The sequence below is a fragment of the Brevundimonas sp. KH_060 genome, from assembly GCF_057838275.1.
The window spans coordinates 3,018,555-3,044,574 of the sequence record NZ_CM174463.1; the positions used below are offsets into that span (position 1 = coordinate 3,018,555).

At 64.5% G+C, this 26,020-nt stretch carries 28 protein-coding genes; 11 read left to right on the forward strand and 17 right to left on the reverse strand.

The genetic code is table 11. The annotated features are described in order from the left end of the window. The first annotated feature begins 24 nt into the window (after nucleotides 1–24). On the forward strand, nucleotides 25–1,140 hold the full coding sequence (queG, locus tag AC3IPP_RS14900; RefSeq protein ID WP_489149536.1) for a tRNA epoxyqueuosine(34) reductase QueG: 1,116 nt from the start codon (nucleotides 25–27) through the stop codon (nucleotides 1,138–1,140). A gap of 462 nt (nucleotides 1,141–1,602) precedes the next feature. Here the strand turns inward: queG and AC3IPP_RS14905 are convergent. The 5 genes from AC3IPP_RS14905 to AC3IPP_RS14925 all read right to left on the reverse strand — a co-directional run bounded on the left by AC3IPP_RS14905 (nucleotide 1,603) and on the right by AC3IPP_RS14925 (nucleotide 7,120). Further along, nucleotides 1,603–2,548, reverse strand: a protein-coding gene (locus tag AC3IPP_RS14905; RefSeq protein WP_376745491.1) for an IS630 family transposase whose coding sequence is annotated in 2 segments (ribosomal slippage) — nucleotides 1,603–2,212 and nucleotides 2,211–2,548 — 948 coding nt in all. Because the reading frame shifts where the segments join, the coding sequence is not laid out codon by codon here. Between the two features lie 96 nt (nucleotides 2,549–2,644). Beyond that, nucleotides 2,645–2,839, reverse strand: a complete 195-nt coding sequence (locus tag AC3IPP_RS14910) for a hypothetical protein (RefSeq protein ID WP_296563227.1) — start codon at nucleotides 2,837–2,839, stop codon at nucleotides 2,645–2,647. Between the two features lie 229 nt (nucleotides 2,840–3,068). Next, nucleotides 3,069–5,441, reverse strand: a complete 2,373-nt coding sequence (locus AC3IPP_RS14915; protein WP_178823912.1) for a heavy metal translocating P-type ATPase — start codon at nucleotides 5,439–5,441, stop codon at nucleotides 3,069–3,071. 627 nt (nucleotides 5,442–6,068) lie between these two features. Further along, nucleotides 6,069–6,377, reverse strand: a complete 309-nt coding sequence (locus tag AC3IPP_RS14920) for a helix-turn-helix domain-containing protein (RefSeq protein ID WP_303682699.1) — start codon at nucleotides 6,375–6,377, stop codon at nucleotides 6,069–6,071. A gap of 161 nt (nucleotides 6,378–6,538) precedes the next feature. Continuing rightward, nucleotides 6,539–7,120, reverse strand: a complete 582-nt coding sequence (locus AC3IPP_RS14925) for a hypothetical protein (RefSeq protein WP_303682700.1) — start codon at nucleotides 7,118–7,120, stop codon at nucleotides 6,539–6,541. A gap of 83 nt (nucleotides 7,121–7,203) precedes the next feature. Between AC3IPP_RS14925 and AC3IPP_RS14930 the strand changes: the two genes are divergently transcribed. The 6 genes from AC3IPP_RS14930 to AC3IPP_RS14955 all read left to right on the forward strand — a co-directional run bounded on the left by AC3IPP_RS14930 (nucleotide 7,204) and on the right by AC3IPP_RS14955 (nucleotide 13,278). After that, nucleotides 7,204–7,488: a helix-turn-helix transcriptional regulator gene (locus AC3IPP_RS14930; protein WP_312161278.1), complete on the forward strand. Its 285-nt coding sequence runs from the start codon at nucleotides 7,204–7,206 to the stop codon at nucleotides 7,486–7,488. Between the two features lie 174 nt (nucleotides 7,489–7,662). Continuing rightward, nucleotides 7,663–8,673: a nucleoid-associated protein gene (locus AC3IPP_RS14935; protein WP_303682701.1), complete on the forward strand. Its 1,011-nt coding sequence runs from the start codon at nucleotides 7,663–7,665 to the stop codon at nucleotides 8,671–8,673. Then, nucleotides 8,666–10,024, forward strand: a complete 1,359-nt coding sequence (locus AC3IPP_RS14940) for a hypothetical protein (protein WP_312054165.1) — start codon at nucleotides 8,666–8,668, stop codon at nucleotides 10,022–10,024. The genes AC3IPP_RS14935 and AC3IPP_RS14940 overlap by 8 nt, the downstream gene beginning before the upstream one ends. A gap of 162 nt (nucleotides 10,025–10,186) precedes the next feature. Continuing rightward, a complete protein-coding gene (locus AC3IPP_RS14945; RefSeq protein WP_303682703.1) occupies nucleotides 10,187–10,798 on the forward strand; it encodes a cation efflux transmembrane domain-containing protein in 612 nt (203 codons plus the stop codon). 43 nt (nucleotides 10,799–10,841) lie between these two features. Next, the gene (locus AC3IPP_RS14950; RefSeq protein WP_489149537.1) at nucleotides 10,842–12,854 is read left to right on the forward strand and encodes a TonB-dependent receptor plug domain-containing protein; all 2,013 of its coding nucleotides are present in this window, start codon (nucleotides 10,842–10,844) and stop codon (nucleotides 12,852–12,854) included. 22 nt (nucleotides 12,855–12,876) lie between these two features. Further along, nucleotides 12,877–13,278, forward strand: coding sequence for a MerR family transcriptional regulator (locus AC3IPP_RS14955; RefSeq protein ID WP_303682705.1), 402 nt, complete (start codon nucleotides 12,877–12,879; stop codon nucleotides 13,276–13,278). On the opposite strand, the gene AC3IPP_RS14960 is transcribed toward AC3IPP_RS14955, so the two are convergent. Continuing rightward, nucleotides 13,275–13,688, reverse strand: a complete 414-nt coding sequence (locus AC3IPP_RS14960; RefSeq protein WP_489149538.1) for a MerR family transcriptional regulator — start codon at nucleotides 13,686–13,688, stop codon at nucleotides 13,275–13,277. The two genes, AC3IPP_RS14955 and AC3IPP_RS14960, sit on opposite strands and share 4 nt — an antisense overlap. Nucleotides 13,689–13,749: 61 nt before the next feature. Here AC3IPP_RS14960 and AC3IPP_RS14965 point away from each other — a divergent pair, with 61 nt between their 5' ends. Both AC3IPP_RS14965 and AC3IPP_RS14970 read left to right on the forward strand, forming a co-directional pair. Next, the gene (locus tag AC3IPP_RS14965; RefSeq protein WP_303682706.1) at nucleotides 13,750–14,136 is read left to right on the forward strand and encodes an MFS transporter permease; all 387 of its coding nucleotides are present in this window, start codon (nucleotides 13,750–13,752) and stop codon (nucleotides 14,134–14,136) included. After that, nucleotides 14,133–14,351 carry a GDCCVxC domain-containing (seleno)protein gene (locus AC3IPP_RS14970; RefSeq protein ID WP_303682707.1) on the forward strand — a complete coding sequence of 73 codons (219 nt, stop codon included), beginning with the start codon at nucleotides 14,133–14,135 and terminating at the stop codon, nucleotides 14,349–14,351. The genes AC3IPP_RS14965 and AC3IPP_RS14970 overlap by 4 nt, the downstream gene beginning before the upstream one ends. A 36-nt stretch (nucleotides 14,352–14,387) precedes the next feature. Here AC3IPP_RS14970 and chrA read toward each other — a convergent pair whose 3' ends face one another. The 9 genes from chrA to AC3IPP_RS15015 form a co-directional block, all read right to left on the reverse strand. Continuing rightward, on the reverse strand, nucleotides 14,388–15,539 hold the full coding sequence (gene chrA, locus AC3IPP_RS14975; RefSeq protein WP_303682708.1) for a chromate efflux transporter: 1,152 nt from the start codon (nucleotides 15,537–15,539) through the stop codon (nucleotides 14,388–14,390). 184 nt (nucleotides 15,540–15,723) lie between these two features. Then, nucleotides 15,724–16,470 (reverse strand): arsenical resistance protein ArsH, encoded by a 747-nt coding sequence (arsH, locus tag AC3IPP_RS14980; protein WP_489149539.1) that lies wholly within the window; start codon nucleotides 16,468–16,470, stop codon nucleotides 15,724–15,726. Continuing rightward, entirely contained in the window at nucleotides 16,467–16,913 is a 447-nt protein-coding gene (gene arsN2 / locus AC3IPP_RS14985; RefSeq protein WP_312054155.1) for an arsenic resistance N-acetyltransferase ArsN2, read from the reverse strand. The genes arsH and arsN2 overlap by 4 nt, the downstream gene beginning before the upstream one ends. Beyond that, complete coding sequence (arsB, locus tag AC3IPP_RS14990) at nucleotides 16,907–17,992, reverse strand: ACR3 family arsenite efflux transporter (RefSeq protein ID WP_303682711.1); 1,086 nt, start codon at nucleotides 17,990–17,992, stop codon at nucleotides 16,907–16,909. The genes arsN2 and arsB overlap by 7 nt, the downstream gene beginning before the upstream one ends. Continuing rightward, on the reverse strand, nucleotides 17,992–18,414 hold the full coding sequence (arsC, locus tag AC3IPP_RS14995) for an arsenate reductase (glutaredoxin) (RefSeq protein WP_303682712.1): 423 nt from the start codon (nucleotides 18,412–18,414) through the stop codon (nucleotides 17,992–17,994). The genes arsB and arsC overlap by 1 nt, the downstream gene beginning before the upstream one ends. 7 nt (nucleotides 18,415–18,421) lie before the next feature. Beyond that, the gene (locus AC3IPP_RS15000) at nucleotides 18,422–18,757 is read right to left on the reverse strand and encodes an ArsR/SmtB family transcription factor (RefSeq protein ID WP_303682713.1); all 336 of its coding nucleotides are present in this window, start codon (nucleotides 18,755–18,757) and stop codon (nucleotides 18,422–18,424) included. 120 nt (nucleotides 18,758–18,877) lie between these two features. Beyond that, the gene (locus tag AC3IPP_RS15005) at nucleotides 18,878–20,206 is read right to left on the reverse strand and encodes a tyrosine-type recombinase/integrase (RefSeq protein ID WP_303682714.1); all 1,329 of its coding nucleotides are present in this window, start codon (nucleotides 20,204–20,206) and stop codon (nucleotides 18,878–18,880) included. A gap of 406 nt (nucleotides 20,207–20,612) precedes the next feature. After that, the gene (locus AC3IPP_RS15010) at nucleotides 20,613–21,155 is read right to left on the reverse strand and encodes an FKBP-type peptidyl-prolyl cis-trans isomerase (RefSeq protein WP_489149540.1); all 543 of its coding nucleotides are present in this window, start codon (nucleotides 21,153–21,155) and stop codon (nucleotides 20,613–20,615) included. After that, complete coding sequence (locus AC3IPP_RS15015) at nucleotides 21,136–22,338, reverse strand: threonine ammonia-lyase (protein ID WP_489149541.1); 1,203 nt, start codon at nucleotides 22,336–22,338, stop codon at nucleotides 21,136–21,138. The genes AC3IPP_RS15010 and AC3IPP_RS15015 overlap by 20 nt, the downstream gene beginning before the upstream one ends. 149 nt (nucleotides 22,339–22,487) lie before the next feature. On the opposite strand from AC3IPP_RS15015, the gene AC3IPP_RS15020 reads away from it, so the two are divergent. Both AC3IPP_RS15020 and AC3IPP_RS15025 read left to right on the forward strand, forming a co-directional pair. After that, entirely contained in the window at nucleotides 22,488–23,018 is a 531-nt protein-coding gene (locus AC3IPP_RS15020; RefSeq protein ID WP_087139029.1) for a hypothetical protein, read from the forward strand. A 172-nt stretch (nucleotides 23,019–23,190) separates the two neighbouring features. After that, on the forward strand, nucleotides 23,191–23,445 hold the full coding sequence (locus tag AC3IPP_RS15025; RefSeq protein ID WP_489149542.1) for a hypothetical protein: 255 nt from the start codon (nucleotides 23,191–23,193) through the stop codon (nucleotides 23,443–23,445). 12 nt (nucleotides 23,446–23,457) lie between these two features. Here AC3IPP_RS15025 and AC3IPP_RS15030 read toward each other — a convergent pair whose 3' ends face one another. Together AC3IPP_RS15030 and AC3IPP_RS15035 are read right to left on the reverse strand one after the other, a co-directional pair. Further along, nucleotides 23,458–24,024 (reverse strand): helix-turn-helix transcriptional regulator, encoded by a 567-nt coding sequence (locus AC3IPP_RS15030; RefSeq protein ID WP_087139031.1) that lies wholly within the window; start codon nucleotides 24,022–24,024, stop codon nucleotides 23,458–23,460. A gap of 400 nt (nucleotides 24,025–24,424) precedes the next feature. After that, nucleotides 24,425–25,699 (reverse strand): dicarboxylate/amino acid:cation symporter, encoded by a 1,275-nt coding sequence (locus tag AC3IPP_RS15035; RefSeq protein ID WP_489149543.1) that lies wholly within the window; start codon nucleotides 25,697–25,699, stop codon nucleotides 24,425–24,427. Nucleotides 25,700–26,020 lie beyond the last annotated feature (321 nt).

The following is a 26,020-nucleotide window of genomic DNA, read 5'->3' on the forward strand; positions in this document are numbered from 1 at the left end:
GGCACAGAGGGCTAAAGCGCCCTCATGGCGGCCGATCCCCGCATCTTCATCCGACAGCGCGCCGCCGAACTGGGCTTCGGCGTGTGCCGCTTCGCCTCGGCCAGCGATCCGTGGAGCGCAGGCGAGAAGCTGGCCCACTTCGTCCACGCGGGCCGTCACGGCGACATGGGTTGGATGGAGACGACGCTGGAGCGCCGCGCCCACCCCACCGCCATGTGGGACGAGGCGAAGACGGCTATCGTTCTGGGCATGAACTACGGCCCCGACGAAGATCCCCGGCCAGAACTGGAGGAGGCGTCGGCGGGCTATATCTCCGTCTATGCGCGCGGCGACGACTATCACGAGGTCATCAAGGGGCGGCTGAAGATCCTGGCCGGTCAGATCGCCGCGCGGCTGGGCCAGGAGGTGAAGGTCTTCGTCGACACCGCCCCGCTGATGGAGAAGCCGCTGGCCCAGCGGGCGGGTCTGGGCTGGCAGGGCAAGCACACCAATCTGCTCAGCCGCACCCACGGCAACTGGCTGTTCCTGGGGACCATACTGAGCGCCGCCGAGATCGAAGCGGACGAGGCCGAGACCGAGCACTGCGGCCGCTGCACCGCCTGTCTGGACGCCTGCCCGACGCAGGCCTTTCCGGCGCCGTTCCAGATCGACGCCCGGCGCTGCCTCTCTTACCTGACCATTGAATACGCCGGCGCCTGGCCGCGCGAGTTCCGCATCGCGACGGGCAACCGCATCTACGGCTGCGACGACTGTCTGGCCGCCTGTCCGTGGAACAAGTTCGCGCAGGAGGCGTCAGAGGCGCGGTTGCAGGCGCGCGACGCGCTGAAGTCGCCGCCGCTGGCGGACCTGCTGGCGCTGGACGACCCCGCCTTCCGCACCCTGTTCACCAAGAGCCCGGTCAAGCGGATCGGCCGCGATCGGTTCATTCGCAATGCGCTTTACGCGGCCGGGAACTCGGGCGAGGCGGCGTTGATCGCAGCGGTCGAAGGGCTGCTGGACGATCCGGCGCCCGTGGTGCGTGGGGCGGCGGTGTGGGCGCTGTCGCAGCTATCGCCGGAGCGGTTCGAGGTCGAACGCGCCGGGCGGCTGGCGCAGGAAGCAGACGAAGACGTCAAACAGGAATGGTCCTTCTCCCCTTGAGAGAGAAGCCGATTGACTAGGAAAACTGGGTGATTACGCTGAAAAATCAACGCACGAACACCGCGCTCACCCGACAACTCAAACCTCGCCCATTTACCGAACCACCGCTGGAACCACCTCCGCATTTGTGAGCCGCATCAATCTGAAACGGCCTAGCGAAACTACCAAATTCAAGCGCACCCGTCCAACGGATAGGGCCATTCCGGGTTGGGACGGCCAGATGGCTTAAGCGAGACACTCCCCACGCAAGGAGCACTTTATCGGTGTCAGCCAAACTGGCTGAGAGTGCCACCGGCGCTCCCGCTGGTGTGAGCCGGACTGGCCGAGGGTGACAGCACCATCGGCACCATCATTAGAGTTTTTGGTGACGCCCGCCCGGGCGGAGGCGGAGAAACCACTGGCGACTGCATTCACAGGGGCTGATGGCCGAGACGGCCTTTACACCGCTAGACCATTCGGCGCTCAAGTTGGTTCGTATCCGTCGTGGCGGAAGTAGTTGGCGCATTCGGTTGGCGTGAAGGCTTTGATGACCTCAGCGATGCGGTCCCAGAGGGCATCGACGGTTCGTTCGCCGGCGCTTCGCAACAGGGTCTTGAACTTGGAGAAGGCCAGCTCGATGGGGTTGAGGTCGGGCGAGTAGGGCGGCAGCAGCATCAGCCGGGCCTGCCGGGCCTCGATCCGCCGCCTGACCTCGTCACCCTTGTGGGCGGGCAGGTTGTCCATGACGACGATGTCGCCCGGCCTCAGCGTCGGCCCGAGCACCTTGTCGATATAGACGAGGAAAGCCTCGCGGTTCATGGGGCCGTCGAGCACGAAGGGCGCGGTCAGACCGTCATGACGCAGGGCGGCGGTGAAGGTGGTTGTCTTCCAATGACCGAACGGCTGGCGGGCCAGGGCGCGCTGGCCTCTGGGGGCGCGGGCATAGGCCCGGACCATCTTGGTGTTAGCTCCCGTCTCGTCGATGAACACCAGCCGGGCCGGATCAAGATGGGGCTGGTTGGCCTTACACAGGGCGCGCGCCTCGGCCACGTCGGGCCGCGTCTGCTCGCTGGCGTGCAGTGTTTTTTTTGACGGTGATCCGATTGCGCTGGAAGAACCGCCGGATCGAGGCCTCGTTGGTCCGAACCTCCCGGTCGTCCAGCAGCCGTTGACCGATCTGGGCCAGCGTCAGGTCGTTCTCCACCGCGATCAACGCCAGCAGCCAGTCCGTGTGCGGCGCCAGCGGCGACCGTGGCTTGCCGCCCCGAGGTCGCTGTCCAATGCCCCCCGTCTGCGCCTTCAGCGTCACCCAGCGGATCGCCGAAGACACCCCCACCTGGAACCGGGCCGCCGCCTGGTGTCGAGACATCCCCGCCGCCACCGCCGCGACCACCCGCTCCCGCAAATCGTCCGAATGCGCCTTGCCCATCATAGCCTCCCAGATCAGAGGCCGATGGACTCATGGTTCGCACGCCAAGGGAATCCCCGCCCGATCACATTCGATTCAACTCAGCGACCGATTGCTCTAGGCGTGCTCCAGCGCCACGAACAGCGGAATGACCAGCAGGAAGGCCAGGCCGTCGCGGAGGTTGGTCAGCAAGAAGGAAGACCGCACTTCCAGCGTCTCCTGATCGCGCCATTTGCTGAAGTCGGACCACAAACGCGGCATGCGCGCCACATAGGCAGCATAGGGCTCGTCGAACACCGCGTGCCCAGCCATTCCTCCCCGCGCCGCACGGTGGCGTAGAAGGCAACCACGGCGATCAGCAGGAACAGGATGATTGATCCTGTCTACGCGCTTTGTCGAAGGCGCTGATCAAAGCCAGGCCACGGTCTCGATCATCTCATGCAGGCCGCGTCCTCCACGCAGAGTCTGGCTGAACGCCACCAGCACGCCCCTGCGCAACAGTTCAGTTCCGTCCCGCCATCGGACCTGGTTGTGCTCCTACTCACAGCCGCACGCGGTTGAGGCGCAGTGCGTTGGTCACGACGCTGACGGAAGACAGCGCCATCGCCGCCGCCGCGATCATTGGCGAGAGCAGGATGCCGAAAAAGGGATACAGAACCCCCGCCGCGATCGGCACTCCGGCGGCGTTGTAGATGAAGGCGAAGAACAGGTTCTGTCGGATATTCGACATCGTCGCCTTACTCAGTTCGCGAGCCCGGACGATCCCGTTCAGATCGCCTTTCAGAAGCGTCACGCCCGCGCTTTCCATGGCGACGTCGGTGCCCGGCCCCATCGCAATGCCGACGTCGGCTGTCGCCAGCGCAGGCGCATCATTGACCCCGTCGCCAGCCATGGCGACGATACGGCCTTCCTGTTTCAGCCGCGCGACGACAGCGGCCTTCTGATCGGGGAGCACATCAGCCTCGACGGCGTCGATGCCGAGTTGACGCGCGACCGCTTCGGCCGTCGTGCGGTTATCGCCCGTCAGCATCACCACGGTGATGCCATCGGCGCGCAAGGCGGTGAGCGCTTCGGCCGTGGTCGATTTGACCGGATCAGCAATGGCAAACACCCCTGCGACCATGCTGTCGATGCCCATGAAAATCGCGGTCGCCCCATCCGTGCGAAGTTGGTCGGCCTGCGTCGCAAGGGAAGAGGTGTCGATCCCGGCCTCTCCCAGAAAGCGGGCATTGCCCAGCGTGATGCGTCTGCCCTCAATCGTTCCCACCGCGCCCTTGCCCGTCGGCGAATCGAAGTCGCTGACGGAGGGGATTTCGATGTTGCGGTCCATCGCCGCGTTGACGATCGCCAACGCGAGGGGATGTTCGGACGCCCGTTCGACCCCGGCGGCGATGCGCAGCAGTTCTTCCTCCTCAAAACCCTCTGAGACGATAATCCGGGTGACGGCAGGCTTGCCCTCGGTCAGCGTCCCGGTCTTGTCGACGACCAGGGTGTCGACCTTCTCCATATGCTCCAGGGCTTCAGCGTTCTTGATGAGGACGCCGAGGCCGGCGCCTCTTCCTACGCCGACCATGATCGACATCGGTGTCGCCAGCCCCAGCGCGCAGGGGCAGGCGATGATCAGCACCGCCACCGCCGCGACCAGTCCGTGCGCCAGGCGGGGCTCCGGTCCCCATATGCCCCAGGCGACGAAGGCGATCACCGCGACCACCAACACCGCCGGCACGAACCATCCGGCGACCTGGTCAGCCATACGCTGGATCGGCGCTCGCGACCGTTGCGCTTCGGCGACCATCTGGACAATGCGGGCCAGCATGGTGTCACGGCCGATCTTGTCTGTGCGGATTACCAGCGCGCCGCTCTGGTTCATCGTCCCGCCGATCACCGTGTCGGCGACCGTCTTGGTGACCGGCATGGATTCGCCTGTCACCATCGATTCATCGAGCGCCGAGCGGCCTTCCTCGACGACACCATCGACCGGCACCTTTTCACCCGGCCGCACGCGCAGCCGGTCCCCGACCACAACCAGTTCGAGCGCGACTTCCTCTTCGCTGCCGTCATCGGCGATACGCCGCGCGGTTTTCGGTGCCAGGTTGAGCAGGGCCTTGATCGCGCCGGAGGTCCGCTCGCGCGCCCTCAGTTCGAGAACCTGCCCGAGCAGCACCAGGGTGGTGATCACGGCGGCAGCTTCGAAATAGACCGCAACCGACCCGTCCGAGGCCCGGAAGGCGGCCGGGAAGATGTCCGGCATCAAGGTCGCAATGACGCTGTAGCCCCAGGCCACTCCTGTCCCCATGGCGATCAGGGTGAACATGTTGAGATTGCGGGTCTTCAGCGACGCCCATGCGCGTTCGAAGAAAGGCCAGCCTGCCCAGAGCACGACCGGCGTCGCCAGGACGAACTGAATCCAGATCGACAGCTTCATGGGCACGAGATGATGCAGCGCGGGGAAGAGATGCGCGCCCATTTCAAGGACAAACACGGGAAGGGTCAGCACCAGTGCAACCCAGAACCGGCGCGACATGTCGGTCAGTTCGGCGCTGGGGCCAGCGCCTGCGGTCACCATCTCCGGTTCGAGCGCCATGCCGCAGATGGGGCAGGCCCCAGGGTGATCCTGTCGGATTTCCGGATGCATCGGGCAGGTCCAGATCGACCCCGCCGGGGCTTCCACAATCCGATCAACAGACGGACTCAGGTAATGTTCAGGATCGGCGACGAATTTTTCTCGGCAGCCTGCGCTGCAAAAATGGTGATCATGGCCGGCATGGGTGGCGTGGTGGGCCGTCTTCTGCGGATCGACGGTCATGCCGCAAACCGGATCGACGGCCGTGTCGGAGATTCCGTCCGGCCCGTGCTGTGCATGACTTGCGGACCCATGAGGTCCAGCAGATGCGTTGTGTTTCGACTCGGCCATGAGCCGCCCCTTTTCAATCGCAGATCGATCCGGCGCCCGACCCGATGTCGGGCCGACAGTTGTTGATCCTAGTGAACCATGAAGCAACGCGTCTGCAAATCTTCAAAGCCGAGGCATAGGTGACGCCCTTTTCCCGAACCACCGCTGGAACCACCTCCACATTTTTGGAACGCCGCGTGTCGATGCGAACGACCAATCCTATCAATTTCAGCGGGTCTGGTCCAATCGAGACCAGCCGGGGATTGGGGTAGCCTAAGCGGCTCAATCGATTATCGGCATTCTTCGGAAGTGGTCGGCGGCAGGCCATCGGTTCAGTGCCAGGTTTGGGCGGTGCGCATCATGCCCTGGGTGACTTGAGGAGGCACGGTCGGGATATCGACTGGAGTCGCGGCTTACGTCCCGGACGGGGCCAGGTCCAGGTGGAAGCGGTGCGGGTAGCCGTCGAAGCGAACCTCCCTTGAGCGCGGCGCGGGTAATCCGACCGTGGCCGTTCTGGGGGAGCTGGCCGAGGTGCTCGGGGTCCGTCCCGCCGACCTCTACAAAACTGAGTCGCGGTCTTCGTTACCGCCCCAAGGGGCCGGCACCACATAGCGGCGCTCTAGGAGTTTTCGCTTGGCCGACGTGGAATCAGCGGCGCGCCGCTGGCCGCGCTTGGCGTCGCATTGTCACAGGGTAAGCATCATAGGGTTGATGCCGAATCGCCCGTGCTTCGCGGGTATTGGACGCCATGCGCGCGGTCATATGCTCCATGAGGTCCGACAGTTGGTAACGCGGGTCTCGGCGCAGCGCGGCCGAGTAGCGAGGGCCGTGCCCCCGGAGGCGCCATTTCGACAGCGTCTCCACCTTCACGCCCATGTAGGCGGCGGCCTCTTCAGCTGTCAGCCAGCGATTCTCTAGCGGCGTCAGGCTGGGTGCGTCACGTTCGTCGGTCTTCATGGCTCTCTCCTTGGGTTCGTTGCACGTCTCCTATGGGTCGGTGCGCGGTTAGCAGTTCCTTCATGAAAACTTAACTAAATGCGTTAGTCAAGTTGTGATGTCGCGGTTATTGGAATAAAAGTTCAGTTAATTCTGTATTAAGGTAACTTTATTCCAAACGACTACTTGTTCGACTTGATTGGAAACTCTCGGAACTTCCGCTCCAGAAACTCGGCAACCACCGCCCACGGATTGTTAGGGGAGATTTCCCTTGCCGCCTTCTGTTTGACTTCAACCAGCAGGGCCTCACGTTCCATGTAAGCGGCCACGGCTGCATACGCCGATCGCCGGCAGCGAGGCCCTGCCTGACTCAAGCGCAGAACCTCCCCCAGGCTGCGATTGCCCTTCAACCGATTGGCCTGGTCGCAGATAACCCTGACATTGCCAGGCTGGTAGCCTTTTGCGGGGTCAATGCGATCCAGAGACGGCGAGGCGTCAGACCGCGCCTCGCCCACGATCAGAGGAAGACCCAGAACCGGACATCTTGTCGGCAAGACAATGTCCTGGCGGCGGAGGGAGTAAGGAATCCCCTGCCGTCTGGCGCGCTGCTTCGCCCGCTCAAGGATCGCCTTTGCCGGACGGGTCTTGCGCATGGTGCTCAGGTAGCCCCGCATGTAGGCGGCGTTACATTTTTGGCAGGTCGCGCGCATCGTCGGCTTGCCGTGGAGCGGACAAACTGGCGGATCGCGTTTAACGTCGTTCATGGTCACCTCCCTCGCGTAAGGTTGGTGCCAATTATCAACTATGGTGCTATTGGTCAATCATGCAGCCGAATCATAATGCGGACGTGCGCGACGTGGTCGTTACCGGCGCCCAACTGCGCGCTGCCCGAGGCCTTCTGAACATGTCCGTTTCTGATCTCGCTGAGCGGACGGGCTTGGCGCTAAACACGGTGCGTAAAGCCGAGAGCACCAACGCCGCCGCTCCAGTCACAGCCGCCAACGCAAAGCTTCTGACCTCCACCTTGGAGGCCGCCGGCGTGATGTTCATACCCGCTGGCACGCACGGCGCGGGGGTTCAGCTTAGGTCGCCTGATCAGGAGCCGCTCAAGCGGCGGCGTGTCGCCAAATAGGCTGGCTCGACCCGTCGGCGAGTGAAGATGAGGGTGTAGGGCCTTGATCCCCGTGCGCACCCATGTGCTGCGAAGGACTCGTTCAACGAGTCAACCGTAGCATTCAGGATGGGGTGTTGTAGGTTGCTCGCCGGGGGGAGGCCCTGAGCGGCCTCGATGCGAGGGGACCAATCGATGGCCAACACGATAATTCACGCCGCCATCCATGATCTCGTCAAGGGTGAAGACGGCTTTCGTGTGCAGATGGGCAATGGCGCGCTCACTGTGACAACGACGGCGCAGCGCGTGATCGACGATCTGTACGAACTCTACAGCCGACGCGCGTCTAAATCGCACGGCAAGTTCTCGACGGCCGCCGACGCGGCGCCGACGGAGGCGCATGTTCGTGCTTATGCCGACGGCGGCTACAAAGACTTCGCCGAACTGACCGGCAGCCTGATGGAGACGTTGAAGCACCAGGCTGGGTTGAGGAACGCCGCCCAGGGAGGGCATGTCTTCTTCGCCCATTTCACGCGAGATGGCCGAAATTATCTGCTGGTCGTTATCGTCAATGACAAACTCGGCGCGGCCCTTACCAACACCTACGACGTCGCCGACGTGCATCACCTCGACGTAGACGGGTTCCGTTTCGCCGGCCGGGTCAATCTCGAAGGATGGGCTGCCAAGGACGAACGGTACATCGGCTTCCTCAAGGGGAAGGGAGCCGTTTCGGAGTATTTTAAAGCCTTCCTTGGCTGCGACACCACAGTTCAAGATCGCCAGGACACCACAGACCTTGTGCGCACGCTGAAGGCATTCGCCATAGATCAGGGCCTTGTCGGTGAGGCGAAGGATGACTTCCTGAACCGTGCCAAGACGATCTGCAGCCGCTCGGCGAGGAGTCGATCCGAACTTGAGTTTGAGGCCCTGGCGAATGAGTTGATGCCGAATTCGCCGCGCGTCCTACTCGACGTCCTGGTCGATCCGGATCGTCAGTTGAATGACCGGTTCGTCCCCGACGGACGGGCACTGAATGGCTTGGTCCGATTTCGCGGCAAGACCGCTCTGTGGTCAGTCGAATTTGATCGCGAGGCTCTGACAAGCAACAAGGTGCGGTATGACGCCGCCGAGAACAGCCTGACCCTCGTAGGTCTTCCGGACGAACTCGCCGCCCAGCTTCGGGGGGAGTTCAACGTCGATGCCTAACCTGCGGTTCGATCAGCTCGTCGACGTCTACCGCAACATCGCGTTTGATGCGGATGGAGTGGAGGGCGATCTGACGATCGCAACGGCAGAAATTCTCGCCAACCTTCAACTGCTCGAGCAGGATGCTGTTGCGGCCGACGACGCTAACCTAGCGGTGCTGGTCGATGAACTGCCTGGTGTTGGCGACGTGGTTCCGGTGCGTGCTGGAGCGCCTCGCATAGGCACAGGGTTGCTTGTGCGGACCCTTGACGACCTTCTCCGGGCGCGTGAAGCGCGCCTTCATGAACCCGCTCGATACTACATCATCGACGGCGCGGTCGATCATACGACGGTTCCTGTGCCGTCGAGGATTGCAGCGTATCGAAAGGTTCTGGCCTTTGTGGCTCTGGTGTCAGAGTGCGCGGCCTACGTCGACCCGCTGAAGCAGGAACTGGTCTTCTTCAGGGACCGAAAGGTGGTCATACCTGTCCACTACGATGCGTCGGCGCTGGCGCGGGTATCGGTGCCGGCGATCGACGCCTTGCTGGCCCACTTTACTGACGACGTTCACAGGGATCAGAAGCGGGCGATCCTCGCTGAAACGCTCATCACGACGGCAGAGCCGCAGCCGCTGGCCGACCGTTTTACCTACCTTCTCGACAACGCCGAAGCGCTCAACGATGCGGTGAAGAACGGCTACAGCCTCTTTGCTTCAAGCTTCTCCTACGCTCGAATTCGGGGCGAGATCGAAGCGGCAAAGGTCGAGTACGTCTCCAAAATCCACAAGACGTTGATCGACATCCAGGGGCAACTGCTCGGCATTCCAATCGCCACGGTGGTCGTGGCTTCCCAGCTTAAGGCATCGACGGGCTGCGATCTGGAGGCCTGGACCAACCGCGCGCTGCTCGGGGGCGTCTGGATTTTCGTCGTCCTGCTAGCGGTAGCGATCGTCAACCAGTGGCTAACGCTGGCTGCTATCGGTGAGGATATCGATTCCCAGGGAGAGCGGCTGAACACTGACTACGCTGCGATCAGCGAGCGCTTCTCCGGTGTTTTCGCGGGGCTCAAGCGCCGCATTCGGTGGCACTACGCAGTACTGGTGTTCGTCGCTGGCATTGCGATCGCAGGGGCTATCTTCGCCACCGCAGCCTATTTCAGGGTGACAGAGACGCCTGGCCGCTGCCCAGCTTCTCTCACATCGCCAACGACGGCATCACATTCAGCGTCCAAACTGTCTGAAGCGCAGGCCTTCGCGCCTATGGTGAGCCCGACACCGACACCGACACCGACACCGACACCGGCACCGGCAGCGGCAGCGGCACCACCCGCCCCGCAGCGCGCTTCTCAGTCCACGCCCGCCAACCCGCGCTAAACATCGGCCAGGTCCATCGCAGGATACGTCGACCGAAGGTCGCGTTTGGACGGCAGTCCCGCTTGACCCTCTAGCTACTACAGGGTGCAACATACCTTTATGGCGAACTGCTGCGGCGACGATCTTTGTGCGGATGAGCGGCCCCCGGCAGGTCGATGGCGTTTGGCGCTGTGGCTGGCGCTGGCGATCAATGCCGGCATGTTCGCGGTCGAGGGCGTCGCCGGGCTGTTGTCGGGGTCGGCGTCGCTTCAGGCAGATTCGCTCGATTTCCTGGGCGACGCCGCCAACTACGGCATCAGCCTGGGCGTCGTGGCTCTGGCTCTGGTCTGGCGGGCGCGCGCGGCGCTGCTGAAGGGCGCGACCATGCTGGTCTTCGGCGGCTGGGTGGCCGTCATCACATTGGTCGGTGTCTGGCGCGGCGAGACGCCTGAGGCGCAGGTAATGGGTGTGATTGGATTGGCGGCACTGATCGCCAACGTGGTGACCGCCGTCATGCTGTTCGGGTTCCGAAAGGGCGACGCCAATATGCGGTCTGTCTGGATTTGCTCGCGCAACGACGCCATCGGCAATCTGGCGGTCATGCTGGCGGCGCTGGGCGTGTTCGGCACGGGGTCGCGCTGGCCCGACCTGCTGGTCGCCGCGGTCATGGCTGGACTGGCGCTACAGGGCGGTTGGCAGGTGGCCCGCCACGCCCGTGCTGAGTTGAAGACCGTCAAGGCGGCCCCTGCGCCAGCCCCGTTCAAAGTCGAATCGCGTCACAAGCCGGTCGCCTGACCCGACAGCGCCTTCCTGTTTTTCCGAGATTACTGGAGCCTTGGTGTCCTCTTCTTTCATTTCGCTTCGCAATGGCCGCCGCGCGGTTTTGGCGGCAGTCGCCGCCACCCTGGCTGTCAGTCTGTCGGCTCCCTCAGCCTTCGCGCAGGACGCTGAACACCATGATGACGAGCAGGAGCACGGGCATGACGAGGCGACCGAGGTCGAAGACATCATCGTCCAGGCGACCCGCTCGGGCCGCCGCATTCAGGACGAACCGATCCGCGTCGAGGTCATCGGCCGCGAGGAGATCGAGGAAAAGCTGCTGATGACGCCCGGCAACATCGCCATGCTGGTCAATGAGACCGGCGGCGTGCGGGTTCAGGTCACGTCGCCCGCGCTCGGCGCGGCCAATATCCGTATGCAGGGCATGAGCGGCCGCTACACCCAGCTTCTGGCCGACGGTCTGCCCCTGTACGGCGGTCAAGCGTCATCCCTAGGCGTGCTTCAGATTCCGCCGACCGACCTGGGTCAGGTTGAGGTCATCAAGGGCGCGGCGTCGGCGCTGTATGGCCCGTCGGCCCTGGGCGGGGTCATCAACCTGGTGTCGCGTCGACCGGGCGATGAGGTCGAGGCCGAGGTTCTGGCTAACATCACCAGCCGCGACGGGCAGGACCTGACGGCTTACGCCTCGGCGCCGTTCAAAGGGGCGTGGGGGCAGTCGATTGTCGGCGGCTATAATCGCCAGAGCCGTCAGGACCTGGATGGCGACGGTTGGAGCGACATCGCCGCTTATGAGCGCTGGTCCGTGCGCCCGCGCCTGTTCTGGGAAGGCGACAATGGCGGTGATGCCTTCGTCACCGTCGGCGCCATGACCGAGACCCGCAGCGGCGGGACCGAGCCGGGCCGCACCGCGCCCGACGGCCGTCCCTTCGTCCAGGCCCAGGACACCGACCGCTTCGATGCGGGCCTGGTGGCTCGCCTACCTGTCGCCTGGGGCACGGCCCACATCCGCGCCTCGGCCATGACCCAGGCCCACGACCATCAGTTCGGCGATGTGTTCGAGCAGGACCGCCACGACACCGGCTTCTTGGAAACGTCGCTGGGGTCCGAGGTCGGCGCCACGACCTGGCTGGCCGGCGCGGCGGTTCAGGTCGACGCCTATCGCTCTGAGACCTTTTCCGGCTTCGACTACACCTACACGGTCCCCGGCGTCTTCGCGCAGGTCGAGCACGAGTTGACGCCCGACCTGACCCTGGCGGGCAGCGCGCGCTTCGATCAACACAGCGAATACGGCGGCCAGTTCAGCCCGCGCCTGTCGATGCTGTACCGGCCCGGTCCCTGGACCGTCCGCGCCTCGGTGGGGCAAGGCTTCTTCGCGCCAACGCCCTTCGTCGATGTTACCGAGGCGACCGGCCTGTCGCGGCTGGAACCGCTAGACGGGCTGAAGGAAGAAGTCGCCCGCACCGCCTCCCTGGACGTCGGCTATCGGCGGGGGCGGATCGAGGCCAACCTGACCCTGTTCGGCTCCGATCTGGACGACGCCATTCGGGCGGTAAACGATGGCATGGACCGCGTGCGCCTGATCAATGTCGAGAGCGTGACCCGGACGCGCGGGGCCGAGGCCCTGCTGCGCTATCGCCAAGCGCCGTTCACCCTGACCGGCAGCTATGTCTTCGTCGATGCGACCGAGCCGGACGACAACGGTTTCGCCCGCCGCGACACGCCCGTGACCCCGCGTCACACGGCGGGCCTGGTCGCCATGTGGGAGGAGCACGACCGGGGCCGCTTGGGGCTGGAAATCTACTACACCGGCAAGCAGACGCTGGAGGACAGCCCCTATCGCAGCGAAAGCCCGTCCTATGTCGAGGTCGGCCTGCTGGGCGAGGTCATCTTCGGACGGGTCAGCCTGTTCCTGAACGCCGAGAACCTGTTGAACGTGCGCCAGACGCGGCATGATCCCCTGCTGCTGCCGCAACGTGCCGCTGACGGCCGCTGGACGGTCGACGCCTGGGGCCCGACCGACGGCTTCACCGTCAATGGCGGCGCGCGTCTAAGGTTCGGCGGCGGACACTGAGGCGGGAAACGGAGGGGCCGTAATGGCGCTGAGCATCGGCGAACTGGGGCGGCGGACCGACACCAAGGTCGAGACGATCCGCTACTATGAGCGGATCGGCCTGCTGGCCGCGCCCGCCCGCACAGAGGGCAACTACCGCGCCTACGGCGAGGCGGAGTTGAACCGCCTCTCCTTCATCCGACGCGCCCGCGATCTGGGCTTCTCCATCGAACAGGTGCGCGACCTGCTGAACCTGTCGGATCGGCGCGACCAATCCTGCGCCACGGTCGATGAACTGACGCGCGCCCACCTGGTCGAGGTCGAGCGCAAGATCGCCGACCTGGAGGCCCTGCGTCGTGAGCTGGGCGCCCTGCTGTCCCAGTGCCGCCAGGGCACGATCTCGGACTGCCTGATTATCGAGGCGCTAGGTCCTCGGTCCGTCTAAGCGGGGGGGGTTGAGCCCAGTTCCTCAATGACAGGACAGCGAATTTGTCCTCCGTCGCCGCAGTCAGCGACCGTCTGCTTCAACAGGGCCTGAAGGCGTTGCAGGTCGGCGATCTTGGCTTCGATGCTGACAAGGTGATCCTGAGCCATGTCCCGCACCTCGCTGCAAGATTGGAGCGTCGGTTCGCTCAACGCGATCAGGCGACGGATAGCGTCAATGCCGAACCCGAGTTCGCGAGATCGGCGGATAAATCTCAGCCGCTGGGCGTGCTCGGGCTCGTAGCACCGATGGCCGCCCTGAGTTCTGGCAGGCGCAGGCATCAACCCGATGCGTTCATAATAGCGCACGGTCTCCAGGTTCACCCCGGTGCTGAGGGCCAGGCGGCCGATGGTTAAACCCTGTCTGGACACGCTCTTGATCCCGTAGTGGCTACGGGTTGTAGGCTGTATCAGAAGTCAGACAGGATAGCCCATGACGACCGATCAAAACCGTCCCCATATTCCCGAAGTCACCGTCAGCGCCTCAGCGGCGGTCGGCGGGTTCGCTTCCCTTCTGGCATGGGCGGCCTGCTGCGTCCTGCCGTTGGCGCTGTCGGTCGCCGGGGTGTCATTCGCGGGCGTTACTGTGCTCGCTGGAGCGCGTCATTGGCTGACTCCGATCGCCGCCCTGGTTCTTGCCGCCGGCTGGCTGCTGCACTGGCGCCGCTCCCGGATGTGCCGACGCGATGCGGCCTGCGGCCGACCTTCGCGGCTGGCCTTCTGGCTGCTTGTCATCGCCACGCTGCTGATCGTGCTTTCCCTGGCCTGGGAGCCCTATGTCGAGCCTTGGCTTCTGCCCCAATTGGCCGCCGTTAAATGAGCGCGTCGATCCTGCTCCAATCCACGCTGACCTGTCCGCATTGCGGTCATGTCGCGACCGAGACCATGCCCACCGACGCCTGCATCTGGTTCTACGACTGCCTCGGTTGCGGCGTGAAACTGAAGCCCTTGCCCGGCGATTGTTGCGTCTTCTGCTCCTACGCCGACGTGCCGTGTCCGCCGATCCAGGAGGATCGCAAGGGCTGTTGCGGTTAGGGAGATCGGTCAGCGGCCGGTTGAATGGCAATCCCCTCAGAAGGCGAGGGCTCCCGCCAGACCGGCCGCGACCAAGGTGATAGGTATCGCCAGTTGCGCCCGCCAGCGGTAGGCGGCGACTAGGGCGGCGCCGAAGATCGCCAGGGCCAGCGGCCAATACGGAACAGTGCCGACCAGAGAGGCCCCCAGTTGAAGGACGGTGGCGACGATCAGGCCGACGACGGCGGCGGCGACGCCGTCCAGCAGGGCGTGCAGCGACCTGTTCTCGAGGACCAACTCCAGCCGATCATAGAAGATGAGGGAGAAGCTGAAGGCCGGAAGGAAGATGCCGGCCGTCAGCGCCATAGCGCCTGGAAACCCGCCGCCGGCATAGCCGACGAAGGTGCCGAAGATGATGAGGGGCGCAGGGATCACCTGGGCCAGGGCGACGCCGTCCAAGAACTGGCCGTCGCTGATCCAGCCGCCTCTTGCGGCGTCAGCGCGCATGACGGGGATGGCGGTGTAGGCGCCGCCGAAGGTCAGAAGACCCGCCTTGAGGCCGGTGAAAAATAGAGCGGCGACGGACACGCTCATCGGCGCGAGGGCCGCCGCCGTGACAGGGGGCGCTCCGTGGTCGTTGAGCCAGTAGCGCACCGCCAGACCGGCCGAGAGCGCTATGAGGAAGAGCACGGCCGCTTCAAGACGACGGCCCCTTTGGGCAAGGGCGTAGGCTGCGCCGGCGGCCGGCAGGATCAGCCAGAAACTCACGCCCAGCAGCGAGGCCGCGCAACTGGCGGTGCCGATGAACCAGAGGCTGCGGTCGACCATGACGTGCCGGCCGATCCGGTGGGCGGCTCGCACGATCACGGCCAAAACAGCGATCTGAACGCCGATGAAGGCGCTGGTCATCCAGCCCGACTTCACGCCGATCGAGAAGTAGAGCCAGGCCAGCCCCAGCATCAGCACGAGGCCGGGCAGCATGAAGCCGAGCCCGGCGAGGACGCCGCCGATCCGGCCTCGGGCCCTCATGCCCAGGTGGACGCAGAGTTCATGCGCCTCCGGGCCAGGTAGAATCTGAAGGACGGCGAGCAGCCGATTGAAGCGCTCGCTCGACATCCATCGACCTTCGTCGATCAGCCTGTGTCGGATCATGGCGATCTGGGCGACGGGACCGCCGAACGCCAGGGTGCCGAAGCGCAGAAACTGCATGAAGAGGGCCCCATAACTCAGATGCGGGGGGCGAAGTTCACCAGGGCCGTCGGACGTCATCTGGACATAGCCAATCTCCTGGGGGCCTGTAACCACAGCGGTGGCATCATGGCTTCTTTCGCAGATCATCGCCTTCCAAAACTCGCCTCGTCAGACAGTTCGACATGCGGATTAAACTGAAGCGCTAAGCCGACCTGATCGCGATGGCGGACAGATCATTGGCCGCATCGATCGGCACGCCTGAGGATTTCCGTTCGGAATAGCGATCCACCAACTGGCCAGCATGGGCGCGCGTCAGGACGGTGAAGCGCACCAGTTCCTCCATCACATCGACGATGCGGTCATAATAGCTGGACGGCTTCATGCGGCCGTCGTCGTCGAACTCCATGAAGGCCTTGGCCACGCTGGATTGGTTGGGGATGGTGATCATCCGCATCCAGCGGCCCAGGAGGCGCAGGGTGTTGACTGCATTGAAACTCTGCGAGCCGCCTGAGACCTGCATGACGGCCAGGGTACGGCCCTGGGTCGGGCGCATGCCGCCCATACTGAGCGGCAAGTGGTCGATCTGGAGCTTCATGATCCCGGAAATCTGGCCGTGGCGCTCGGGACTGCTCCAGACCATGCCCTCCGACCACAGGGCGTGTTCGCGCAGTTCGTGGACGGCGGGATGATCGTCGTAGTCGACCTGATCGGTCAACGGCAGGTCGGATGGATCGAAGATGCGCGTCTCGCAGCCCATGAAGCGCAGAAGGCGCGCGGCCTCTTCGACGCACAGGCGGGAAAAGGACCGATCCCGCAGCGAACCGTAGAGCAGCAGGATGCGCGGCGGATGATCGTTCGGGCCGAGGCCCAGCGCGGGCTGGCTGGACAGGTAAGCCGGGTCGAGCGCGGGCAGGTGGTCGGGATCGGGCAGGACGCGAAGACGGGTCATTGGGTACGCAACTCCTTGAACATGAAAGCCGCCGAGGCCGGGCACAGAGTGCTGAACTGCCGGGAGGCGGCGATGGCGGCCGGCGCAGCCGAACGCGGCAGGACGACGTAGCCCTGTCGCTGGAAGAAGGCGGTCGCCGTGGTCGTGAGCAGGTAGAGGGCGGTCGCCTTCTGCTCGGCCGCGCTGGCTTCCAGCCATGAGAGGACTTCCGCGCCCAGACCACCGCCGCGACGGGCATCGACGACGACCATGGAGCGGATCAGGGCGTCGTGGCCGATCTGCTCTAGTCCGCCGTAGCCGATCAGTCCGGCATCGTCCTCGAAGCGGTAGAAATGACGGCCGGGTTGTTGGAGGTCGTCCGTCGGCAGGTCGGCGGCTTTGAGCGCAGCGATCAGGTCAGGGGTGGGCTCGGGCAATGCCAGGACGTTGAAGGCCATCAGCATGCGTCCTTCTTCGGGGCTGTCGCGGGGAAGTAGCGGCGGCCCAGCCACAGGGCGACCGAGACCAGCAGGATCAGCACCGGCACCTCGACCAAGGGGCCGATGACGGCGGCGAAGGCGACCGGCGAGGCCAGCCCGAAGGCGGCGATGGCGACGGCGATGGCCAGTTCGAAATTGTTGGAGGCGGCGGTGAAGGCCAGGGCCGTGGTGCGCGGATAGTCCGCCTCGATCAGGCGCCCCATCAGGAAGCTGACCACGAACATGACGAAGAAGTAGATCGTCAGGGGGACGGCGATGCGCAGGGCGTCCAGCGGCAGGGCGACCACTTCGCCGCCCTTCAGGCTGAACATGGCGACGATGGTGAACAGCAGGGCGATCAGGGTGATCGGAGCGATGCGCGGCAGGAAGCGCGTCTCGTACCAGTCGTTCCCCTTCCTCGCGACAAGGGTCCGCCGGGTCAGGAAGCCGCCGAGGAAGGGCAGGCCCAGATAGACCAGGACGGCGCCGGCGATGGTCCAGACGCTGACGTCGATTACGCTGCTCTCCAGCCCGAACAGGGGCGGCAGCACGGTCAGGAACAGCCAGGCGTAGAGGCTGAAGAAGGCGATCTGGAAGATCGAGTTGAAGGCGACCAGGCCCGCCACATACTGGTTGTCGCCGCGCGCCAACTGGTTCCAGACTAGCACCATGGCGATGCAGCGGGCCAGGCCGATCAGGATGACGCCGGTCATGTATTCCGGCTGATCACGCAGGAAGATGACCGCGAGGGCGAACATTAGCACCGGCCCCAGCACCCAGTTTTGGAACAGGGACAGGAGCAGCACGCGCTTGTCGGCGAAGACGCGCGGCAGTTCCTCGTATTTCACCCGCGCCAACGGCGGATACATCATCAGGATCAGGCCGATCGCGATGGGGATGTTGGTCGTGCCGACCGACAGGCCGTCGATCCAACTGGGAAGGCCCGGCACAAGCGTGGCCAGCAGCACGCCCAGCGCCATTGCCGCGAAAATCCACAATGTTAGCCAGCGGTCCAGGAAGGACAGGCGGCGCTGCGGCTGTTCAGTAATCACGGCATTGACCATCAGCGGACCCTCCGACCCTCGGCGTCGACAACGACTTCCCCGTCCTCCTTGGTGAAGGGTTTCAGACCTTCGGATGGCAGAAGATCGAGAACCGCTTCAGACGGCCGACACAGGTTCACGCCCAGCGGCGACACGACGATGGGGCGATTTAGCAGAACCGGATGGGCTTCGACGGCGTCCAGAAGTTGATCGTCCGTCAGGGCGGGATCATTGAGGCCCAGTTCAGCGAAGGGCGTGCCCTTTTCGCGCAGCAGGCTGCGCAGCGGGGCACCCATGCGCTCTGCCAGTTCCAGGATCATGGCGCGGCTGGGCGGCGTCTTCAGATACTCGATGACATGCGGCTCGATCCCGACGTGGCGGATCAGGGCCAGGGCGTTGCGCGACGTCCCGCAGGCGGGGTTGTGATAGATGACGACGTCCATGATGACCTCAGGCGCGGCAGGGCGAGAGTTCGGCCAGCAGCGGCTCGCACAGCTCGGCGCGGCCCTGGCAGCAGTCCTTCAGCAGGAACAGGACCAGCGCCTGGAGGTGGTCCAGGTCAGCCCGGTAAATGATCGACCGGCTGCGCCGCTCCGAACTGATCAGACCGGCGCGGGACAGAACTCCGAGATGCGCCGACATGGTGTTGGCCGGCACGGCGAGGGCATCCGCGACCTCGCCGGCGGGCAGACCCTCGGGCTCGTGCCGGACCAGCAAGCGGAAGGTCTCCAGCCGCGTCGGCTGCGCCAGGGCTGCGAGGGCAAGGATGGCAACTTCTGATTCCATATTTCCAATATTATGGAAATATAGTGCGCACCGCAAGATGCACTTGGCGTGCAAAACACGCTCGCCCGCCCGCGATCATCGTCGCGAGCGAGCGAGCGCGCAGAGCCGGAGACGAGGCGATCAATCCGCCTCATCTTCAAGGCGATCCAGCAAGGCCGAAAGGCGTCCGTGAGTCAGGCAATCGACCTCTGCGCTCCATGCGGCATGAGCCTGCGCCATGTCGGGCAACATTTCACCCACGTCGTAGAGCTGGGAGGGACTGTGGTCTTCGCCGACATGGTTGATCACGGCCTCAGCAACCTCATTGGCAAAGCCCAGCTTCTTACGAACCTGCGTTCGTCCGTAACGTCGACAGTCGTAGAGTTCGATGTCGCGATCATCCAGCACGCCGCTCGCGATGATCTCGTTGCGATATCGCGCCCAGGCCGCAGACAAGGACTGCTCATTGAGATGCCGACCGGGTTGCGCGCCCGGAAACAGGTACTGGCTGTCACTCATCGCCATAGCGATGCGGATCAACCGAAGCGCCTGCTCCGAAAGCGGGATGTGATACGGATATCCGGTCTTGGTGTAATCATTCGGGATGATCCAGATACGCCGATTGAGATCGAAATGATCTCGCTTGGCGCGCGCTATGTCGATCGGACGCTGCAACGTCAGCATATAGAGCAGGATCGCGAGTGGAATCCGCCGCCAGGACTTCTGTTGGCAACGCTGCACCAAAACGCCGCAGAAGAGATTGAACCGGCCTTCATCGAGGCGGCCACGACGCTTCGCTCGGCGGATGGGAAACAGGCACGGGAAGTCACCCGGATTCCGGCTGGCAATCTCTTTGTTCACCGCACGTCGGTAGACGCGTTTGATTGCTCGGTGGCACACATTCGCTGTGGTTTTACCGTTTGCGCCTTTGCGACAATTCCGTGCGGCGATCTGATTCTTGATAGAGGTAAGCAGGTCGAGCACGCACTGGACCGTGATCGTCTCGAACTTGCGGGCGCCCAACTCAGGATAGACATAGCGGCGGAGGTAATAGACGTCATCGTGTTCCGCCGCGCCGGGTCTTAACGTGCTTTTGCTTTCAATGTAGTCCTCCATAATGTCGCCGAAAGTTGTCAGCTTAGGCACCCGAGCATCCAAGCGCAGCCGCCGCCTGGCCTCCACGGGGTCGACATCGTGTGCTTCGAGGTCGTTGAGCGCGGCCTTGGCAACAGCCCTAGCGCTGTCGATAGTCACCCGATCGGCTTTGCCAATGGCGTAGTCGCCATCTGAACCATCAAGCTTGGTGTAACGAAGAACGAAGCTAGGCGTGCCAGCACGACTAAACTGAAGATACAATTCTGGAACGCTGGTGTCCCAGTAGCGCCGTGCCCGTTGTTCGGGCGGCAGGCCGACAAGGTCGTCGACAACGCGGTTGGTTAACCGCAGTCGGGTGGGGATAGACGTAGTCAACTGATTACCTCCGTAGTGGGAAACGGAGGAAGTTCCGCAACGGCTGGGCCAGTCAGAGAGGAATCTGAACCACCGCTGGAACCACCATCAGTGGTCCTAAGTGGGCATCCGTGGTCCCAATTGGTCCCATGGATCGTTCACAGCCTAACTGCCTGTATTTTATCCCAAAATGATGCACGTCGTTGATGTCGTTAACCATTTTGGGACAGGCGTGTTTCTGTCTCAGCTGTAGATGTATCTCCCCTTGAGGGAGAAGGTGGCTCGCGCAGCGAGACGGATGAGGGGTGGCGTCGCGGCGGCTTGAAGGTTCGGCCACGACGTCGCCTCTCATTCCTGAACGCTGCGCCAACACCCCTCATCCGAGCGCCTCCGGCGCTCACCTTCTCCCTCAAGGGGAGAAGGCAGATTACCCTGTCGCCTGGCCCACGCCGCGGCCGCCGCCGGGCACGGGGGCCACGTCCAGCAGCTTGAGGCGGAACACCAGCACCGCGTTGCCTGGGATCATCGGCGGGCCGCCCATTTCGCCGTAGCCCATTTCCGGCGGCAGGAAGAGAATCCACTCGTCGCCGGGCTTCATCATCTGCAGGGCTTCGGTCCAGCCGGGCACCACCCCCTCGGGCGAGAAGACCGCCGGGGCGCCGCGCTTGAACGAGCTGTCGAACACCGTGCCGTCGGTCAGCGTGCCCTCATAATCGACCTTGACCAGATCATTGCGGTCAGGCTGGACGCCGCCCGCCGGACCGGAGGCCACGACCTTGTACTGCAGGCCGGACGGCAGGGTCTGCACCCCCTCTTCCGTCGCGTTCTGCTTCATGAAGGCGGCGGATTCTGCGGCGTTCTTCGCTAGGTCTTCGGGCGCCGCAGCCGGGCGGCCGCAGGCGGCCAGAGCCAGCAGGGCGGTCGCTGCGACGGCGGCGATAGAGGGGCGCTTAGCCCATGCGAAGTTCATAACCCTGGTCCTTCAAGGCGGCGCCGATTTCCTCGGCATGACGGGCGTCGCGGGTCTCGACCATGATGTCGAACTCGGCGCCCTTGGCGGGCACGTCCAGCGCCAGCCGGTTGTGCACCACGTCGATGATATTGCCGCCATGGCCGCCGATCACGGCGGCCATGGCCGACAGCATGCCGGGGCGGTCGTCGCCCAGGATGCGATAGACGATCAGTCGCTTCTCGCGCACCATTTCGCGGTTCAGCACCACGGCCAGCATGCGGGCGTCGATATTGCCGCCGGTCAGCTCGACGCCGATCTTCATGCCCTTGAAGCGTTCCGGGTTGGCCAGAATGGCGGCCAGACCGCCGGCGCCGGCGCCCTCGGCCACCGTCTTCTCCAGCGTCGCCAGCAGCGCCACGCCCTTTTCGAAGTCGGCCTCTTCGCAGACGAAGACCTCGTCGATCAGGCTGTCGGCCAGGGCGAAGGGGATTTCGCCCACGGCCTTGATGGCGATGCCCTCGGCGATGGTCTGGCCGCTGCACTTGGCCGGTTCGCCGCGACGCCGCGCGGTGAAGGACGGATAGCGGGCGGCCTCGACGCCGAAGATCTTGATGTCCGGCTTCATCGCCTTGGCCGCGATGGCGCTGCCCGCGATCAGGCCGCCGCCGCCGATGGGAATGATGAGGGCGTCGAGGTCCGGCGCGTCCTCCAGAAATTCCAGGCCGCAGACGCCCTGCCCCGCGACGATGCCTTCGTCGTCGAAGGCCGAGACGAAGACATAGCCGTGCTCGGCCTGAAGCCGCTTGGCCTCCTCGGTCGAGCCGGAGAAATCGAGGCCGTGGATGACGACGTTGGCGCCGTGGGCGCGCGTGCCGTCCACCTTCACGAAGGGGGTGCCTTCGGGCATGACGATGGTCACGGGCACGCCCAGACGGCCGCCGTGATAGGCCAGGGCCTGGGCGTGGTTGCCCGCCGAAGCAGCGACGACGCCGCGCTTCTTCTCGTCCGGCGTCAGCTGCAGCAACCGGTTCAGGGCGCCGCGCTCCTTGAAGCTGCCGGTGAAGTGCAGGTTGTCGAACTTGATCCAGATCTCTGCGCCGGTCAGCTGCGACAGGCGGCGGGAGTAGCGGACGGGCGTGCGGTCGACCTGACCGGCGATGCGTTTTTGCGCCTCGCGGATATCGTCGATGGTGACGGTCATGAAGTCCCTGATTTTGTTTACGGCCGGCCTCTTTCGTCCGGTCTACGATCCCCTTGTGGAACAGGGCGCGACGGCGAGCAACCTTGACTCGCCCCGCCCAGCAAGGTCATGCCGGATCGACGCCTGAACTGAAACCGGGAGCCGCCCTCATGACCACCTTCTCGCGCTCGCCCGCCCGCCTCAAGGGGCTGGCCGCCCTCGTGATCGGCGGTCTGGCGCTTTCCGCCTGCGCCACGACGCCGATGGGCGGCAGCGCCGTCGGCCCCGCCGTCTTCAACGCCGACGACTTCGCCTGGTCGACCCGCGCCGGCCAGGCCTCGATCGAAGGCCGCGTGGCCTTCGTCCAGGACGGCCGCGCCTTCCAGTGCGCCGGCAACATCGGCCTGATCCCCGACACCCGCTACACCCGCGCCCGCATCGACCGCCTGTACGGCGCCGCCGATCGCGCCGCCGTCCCGGCCGCCGTGGTGCGCGCCCGGTCGGCCGGCGAACAGGGCGCCGACTATCGCTCCTATGAACGGGCCGAGCCCTGCGCCGACGGCGGCTTCCGCTTCTCCGGCCTGCCGGACGGAAGCTGGTTCCTGATCGCCCCGGTCAAGGCCGACGACAGCGTAATGGTGCTGATGCGCCGGGTGCAGACCCGCGGCGGCCGGGCCGTCAATGTCACGCTCGGCGGCTGAAACTCCCCCAGCTGAGCCGTTAGCCAGGCTGTAAACTAGGCCGTTAGCTGAGCAGTTTTTCGACGGCCGCGTTCCTGCGCGGCCGTCGTCGTTTGATCAGCGTTCGCCATCCTTTGGCCCCAAGAAACCGCTCTCTGAGCCGTTCCGTTCAAGGAAAGTCGGGAGCGTCTTCTTGTCCCAGCACAACATCATCGGCTCCGAAGCCTTCAGCAATCACCCCTATGTGCTGGTGCGCAACGTGCGGCCGGGCGGGTTTCGCCGTCGCCGGTCGCGCTCGCTAATCGCTTATGGCGTGGTGGCCGTGCTGGCCCTGTCGGCCGGCGCCGCCGTCGCCGCCTTCGCCATGGGCCCTCTGCTGATCGACAAGGCCGCCGAAGCGCCTGCGGCGGCGACGCCCGCGCCCCTGACGGCGCCGATCGCGCCCTAGGCCGCCTTCTTCTCAGGGCACCACGAAGGCCATGGCCTGGGCGAACAACTCGCCCCGGCTGCGGACGCCCATTTTCTGATAGGCCCGCTTGAGGTGAGACCGGACCGTCTCCAGCGAGACGTCCATGATCTGGGCGATGCGGCCCGTCTCATTGCCCGCCAGCAACATCTCCACGATCCGCCCTTCGGACGGCGATAGCAAATGGGTCTCGATCAGGGCCTGGAATCGCACTTCGCCGCCGACGCACTGCAGCGTCAGGCCGATCAGGCAGGTTGGGGCCGACGCCACCTCGCGCGCCCAGATCACCCAGGTCCGCCCGTCGGACCCCGGCGCCGCCAGGCACCGCGTCTCATCTGATCGGGCCTGGGCCATCAGGCGCGGCAAGGCGCGCGATCGTGTGGACAGCCGCCCTCCCTCGACGCCGAACAGCTCACCGTCCTCTTGAAGCGCGCGCGCGGCTTCATTCAGCCACACCACCTCCAGCGTCCGCGTGACCAGCAGGCGTGCGCGCATCTCGTGATCGATCCAGGCCGCCAGGGCGCGATTGCACTGCCCCTCGACATCGTCGGCAGGCGCCATCCATGGCCGTCGACGGCGATCCGGGTTCAATCGTCTGTCCGGGGCGAACCACGCCCCCTCTCCGGCCCGGCGTCCTGCCCGGCCGGCCTCCCACACAGCTTGTTCCAACACCAACGCTCCAGGACTGGCGCACGGCTTCGCTCGAAGCCGGCCGCATCTTCAACGTAAGCAACGCCTGAGCACTAACGACACCTTAACGCATATCCACAGGAAGCGCATCTTTATTGCTTTTTGCGACTTGAATTTCACATTTCAGGGTTAAGCTTCGCTGCAAATGACGCATTCACGCCCAATCTCATCCTCACGCGGATACGGCGGGCGTCGCCTTCAAGTCGGTGGGCGCAATTGAAAACGGCGGCCCTTCGCAGGACCGCCGTTTCCATGTGAGCGCCTCAGAAGACTAGGCGACGGCCGGCTGTTCAGCCCCGCCGGTCTCGTCCGAGGGATCGGGGATGTCGTCCAGTTCGCCTTCCCATTTGGCGACCACGGCGGCGGCGACGGAGTTGCCGACCACGTTGGTGGCCGAGCGGCCCATGTCGAGCAGGTGGTCGACGCCCAGAACGATGGCGATCCAGGCCTCAGGCAGGCCGAAGTAGGTCAGGGTGGCCATGATGACCACCAGGGAGGCGCGCGGGATGCCGGCGATGCCCTTGGACGTCACCATCAGCAGCAGCAGCATGAAGATCTGCTGCGACACGCTGAGCTGCACGCCGTGGGCCTGCATGATGAACATGGTGCCGAAGGTGCAGTAGAGCATCGATCCGTCCAGGTTGAACGAATAGCCCAGCGGCAGGACGAAGCTGACGATGCGGCGGCGCACGCCGACCTTGGGCAGGGCCTCAAGGATGCGCGGATAGGCCGCTTCCGAACTGGCGGTCGAGAAGGCCAGCAAGGTCGGAGTGCGGATGGCCTGGAACAGCGGGATCACCCGCTTGCCCAGCACCACGGCGCCGGCCAGGAACAGCAGGCCCCACAGCACGCCCATGGAGCCGTAGAAGCCCAGCACGAACTTGGCGTAAGTGCCCAGCATCTCCAGACCTTGCGTGGCGATGGTTGAGGCCAGGGCGGCGAAGATGGCGAAGGGCGCCATCTTCATCACGAACTCGGTCACCTTCAGCATGATGGAGGCGGCCTGTTCGACCAGGTGCAGCACCGCCGGGGCCTTGTCGTCCAGGGCGGCGACCGCCGTGCCCACGAAGACCGAGAAGACGACGATCTGCAGGATTTCGTTCTTGGCCATGGCGTCGAAGATCGAGGTCGGCACCAGGTGGGTGATGAAGCCATGCAGCGAGAAGGCGTCCGTCGAAGCCGCCGGCGCGGCGGCCGCCACGGCTTCAGGCAGGTGCATGTTCGCGCCCGGCTGCAGAAGTTGGACCATCACCAGACCCAGCACCAGCGACACGATCGAGGCGCCGATGAACCAGGTCATGGTCTTGACCCCGATCCGCCCCACCGAGGCGGCGTCCTCCATGTGGGCGATGCCCGCCACAAGGGTCGTGAACACCAGGGGCGCGATGATCATCTTGATCAGCCGCAGGAAGACGTCGGTGATCAAATTCAGGTTCGACGCCGCGGCCGACGCCTCGTCAGCCGTCAGGAAATGATTGAGGCCCCAACCCGTCAGGACCCCCAATATCATCGCTCCGACGATGAAATAGGCGAACAAGCGTTTCATACAAAAAGTCGTCCAGCTTTGCAGGCCCGACGTCGCCGGACCGCAGTTACAAACCGATGGAGGATCCCCACCCGCCCAGAAGGAAGAGGCAGCGAATAAACGAAAATCCTCTGACCTCCAACGAACTCCTCGAGGTCCAGGCGCGCGAAGCATGGATTGGCCGTCGAATTTCGGCCTAGAAACGAATATTTTCCGGCCTGAAGTCTGAAAATTCGTCCACGCCTGAAGCAAATTCCGGAAAGGGGCGATCTCACCCGAATTGTCCGAGGCGGCGCAGGAAAATACTCGCCCGATGCGCCGATGACCGGCGCGACGCAAATT

Excerpts from the sequence above, each read along its gene's own strand:
- queG (WP_489149536.1), top strand. The coding sequence starts at position 25 with ATGGCGGCCGATCCCCGCATCTTCATCCGACAGCGCGCCGCCGAACTG.
- AC3IPP_RS14910 (WP_296563227.1), bottom strand. The coding sequence starts at position 2,839 with ATGGCTGGGCACGCGGTGTTCGACGAGCCCTATGCTGCCTATGTGGCG.
- AC3IPP_RS14915 (WP_178823912.1), bottom strand. The coding sequence starts at position 5,441 with ATGGCCGAGTCGAAACACAACGCATCTGCTGGACCTCATGGGTCCGCA.
- AC3IPP_RS14920 (WP_303682699.1), bottom strand. The coding sequence starts at position 6,377 with ATGAAGACCGACGAACGTGACGCACCCAGCCTGACGCCGCTAGAGAAT.
- AC3IPP_RS14925 (WP_303682700.1), bottom strand. The coding sequence starts at position 7,120 with ATGAACGACGTTAAACGCGATCCGCCAGTTTGTCCGCTCCACGGCAAG.
- AC3IPP_RS14935 (WP_303682701.1), top strand. The coding sequence starts at position 7,663 with ATGGCCAACACGATAATTCACGCCGCCATCCATGATCTCGTCAAGGGT.
- AC3IPP_RS14940 (WP_312054165.1), top strand. The coding sequence starts at position 8,666 with ATGCCTAACCTGCGGTTCGATCAGCTCGTCGACGTCTACCGCAACATC.
- AC3IPP_RS14955 (WP_303682705.1), top strand. The coding sequence starts at position 12,877 with ATGGCGCTGAGCATCGGCGAACTGGGGCGGCGGACCGACACCAAGGTC.
- AC3IPP_RS14965 (WP_303682706.1), top strand. The coding sequence starts at position 13,750 with ATGACGACCGATCAAAACCGTCCCCATATTCCCGAAGTCACCGTCAGC.
- AC3IPP_RS14970 (WP_303682707.1), top strand. The coding sequence starts at position 14,133 with ATGAGCGCGTCGATCCTGCTCCAATCCACGCTGACCTGTCCGCATTGC.
- chrA (WP_303682708.1), bottom strand. The coding sequence starts at position 15,539 with ATGCAGTTTCTGCGCTTCGGCACCCTGGCGTTCGGCGGTCCCGTCGCC.
- arsH (WP_489149539.1), bottom strand. The coding sequence starts at position 16,470 with ATGACCCGTCTTCGCGTCCTGCCCGATCCCGACCACCTGCCCGCGCTC.
- arsN2 (WP_312054155.1), bottom strand. The coding sequence starts at position 16,913 with ATGCTGATGGCCTTCAACGTCCTGGCATTGCCCGAGCCCACCCCTGAC.
- arsB (WP_303682711.1), bottom strand. The coding sequence starts at position 17,992 with ATGGTCAATGCCGTGATTACTGAACAGCCGCAGCGCCGCCTGTCCTTC.
- arsC (WP_303682712.1), bottom strand. The coding sequence starts at position 18,414 with ATGGACGTCGTCATCTATCACAACCCCGCCTGCGGGACGTCGCGCAAC.
- AC3IPP_RS15000 (WP_303682713.1), bottom strand. The coding sequence starts at position 18,757 with ATGGAATCAGAAGTTGCCATCCTTGCCCTCGCAGCCCTGGCGCAGCCG.
- AC3IPP_RS15010 (WP_489149540.1), bottom strand. The coding sequence starts at position 21,155 with ATGAACTTCGCATGGGCTAAGCGCCCCTCTATCGCCGCCGTCGCAGCG.
- AC3IPP_RS15015 (WP_489149541.1), bottom strand. The coding sequence starts at position 22,338 with ATGACCGTCACCATCGACGATATCCGCGAGGCGCAAAAACGCATCGCC.
- AC3IPP_RS15020 (WP_087139029.1), top strand. The coding sequence starts at position 22,488 with ATGACCACCTTCTCGCGCTCGCCCGCCCGCCTCAAGGGGCTGGCCGCC.
- AC3IPP_RS15030 (WP_087139031.1), bottom strand. The coding sequence starts at position 24,024 with ATGGCGCCTGCCGACGATGTCGAGGGGCAGTGCAATCGCGCCCTGGCG.
- AC3IPP_RS15035 (WP_489149543.1), bottom strand. The coding sequence starts at position 25,699 with ATGAAACGCTTGTTCGCCTATTTCATCGTCGGAGCGATGATATTGGGG.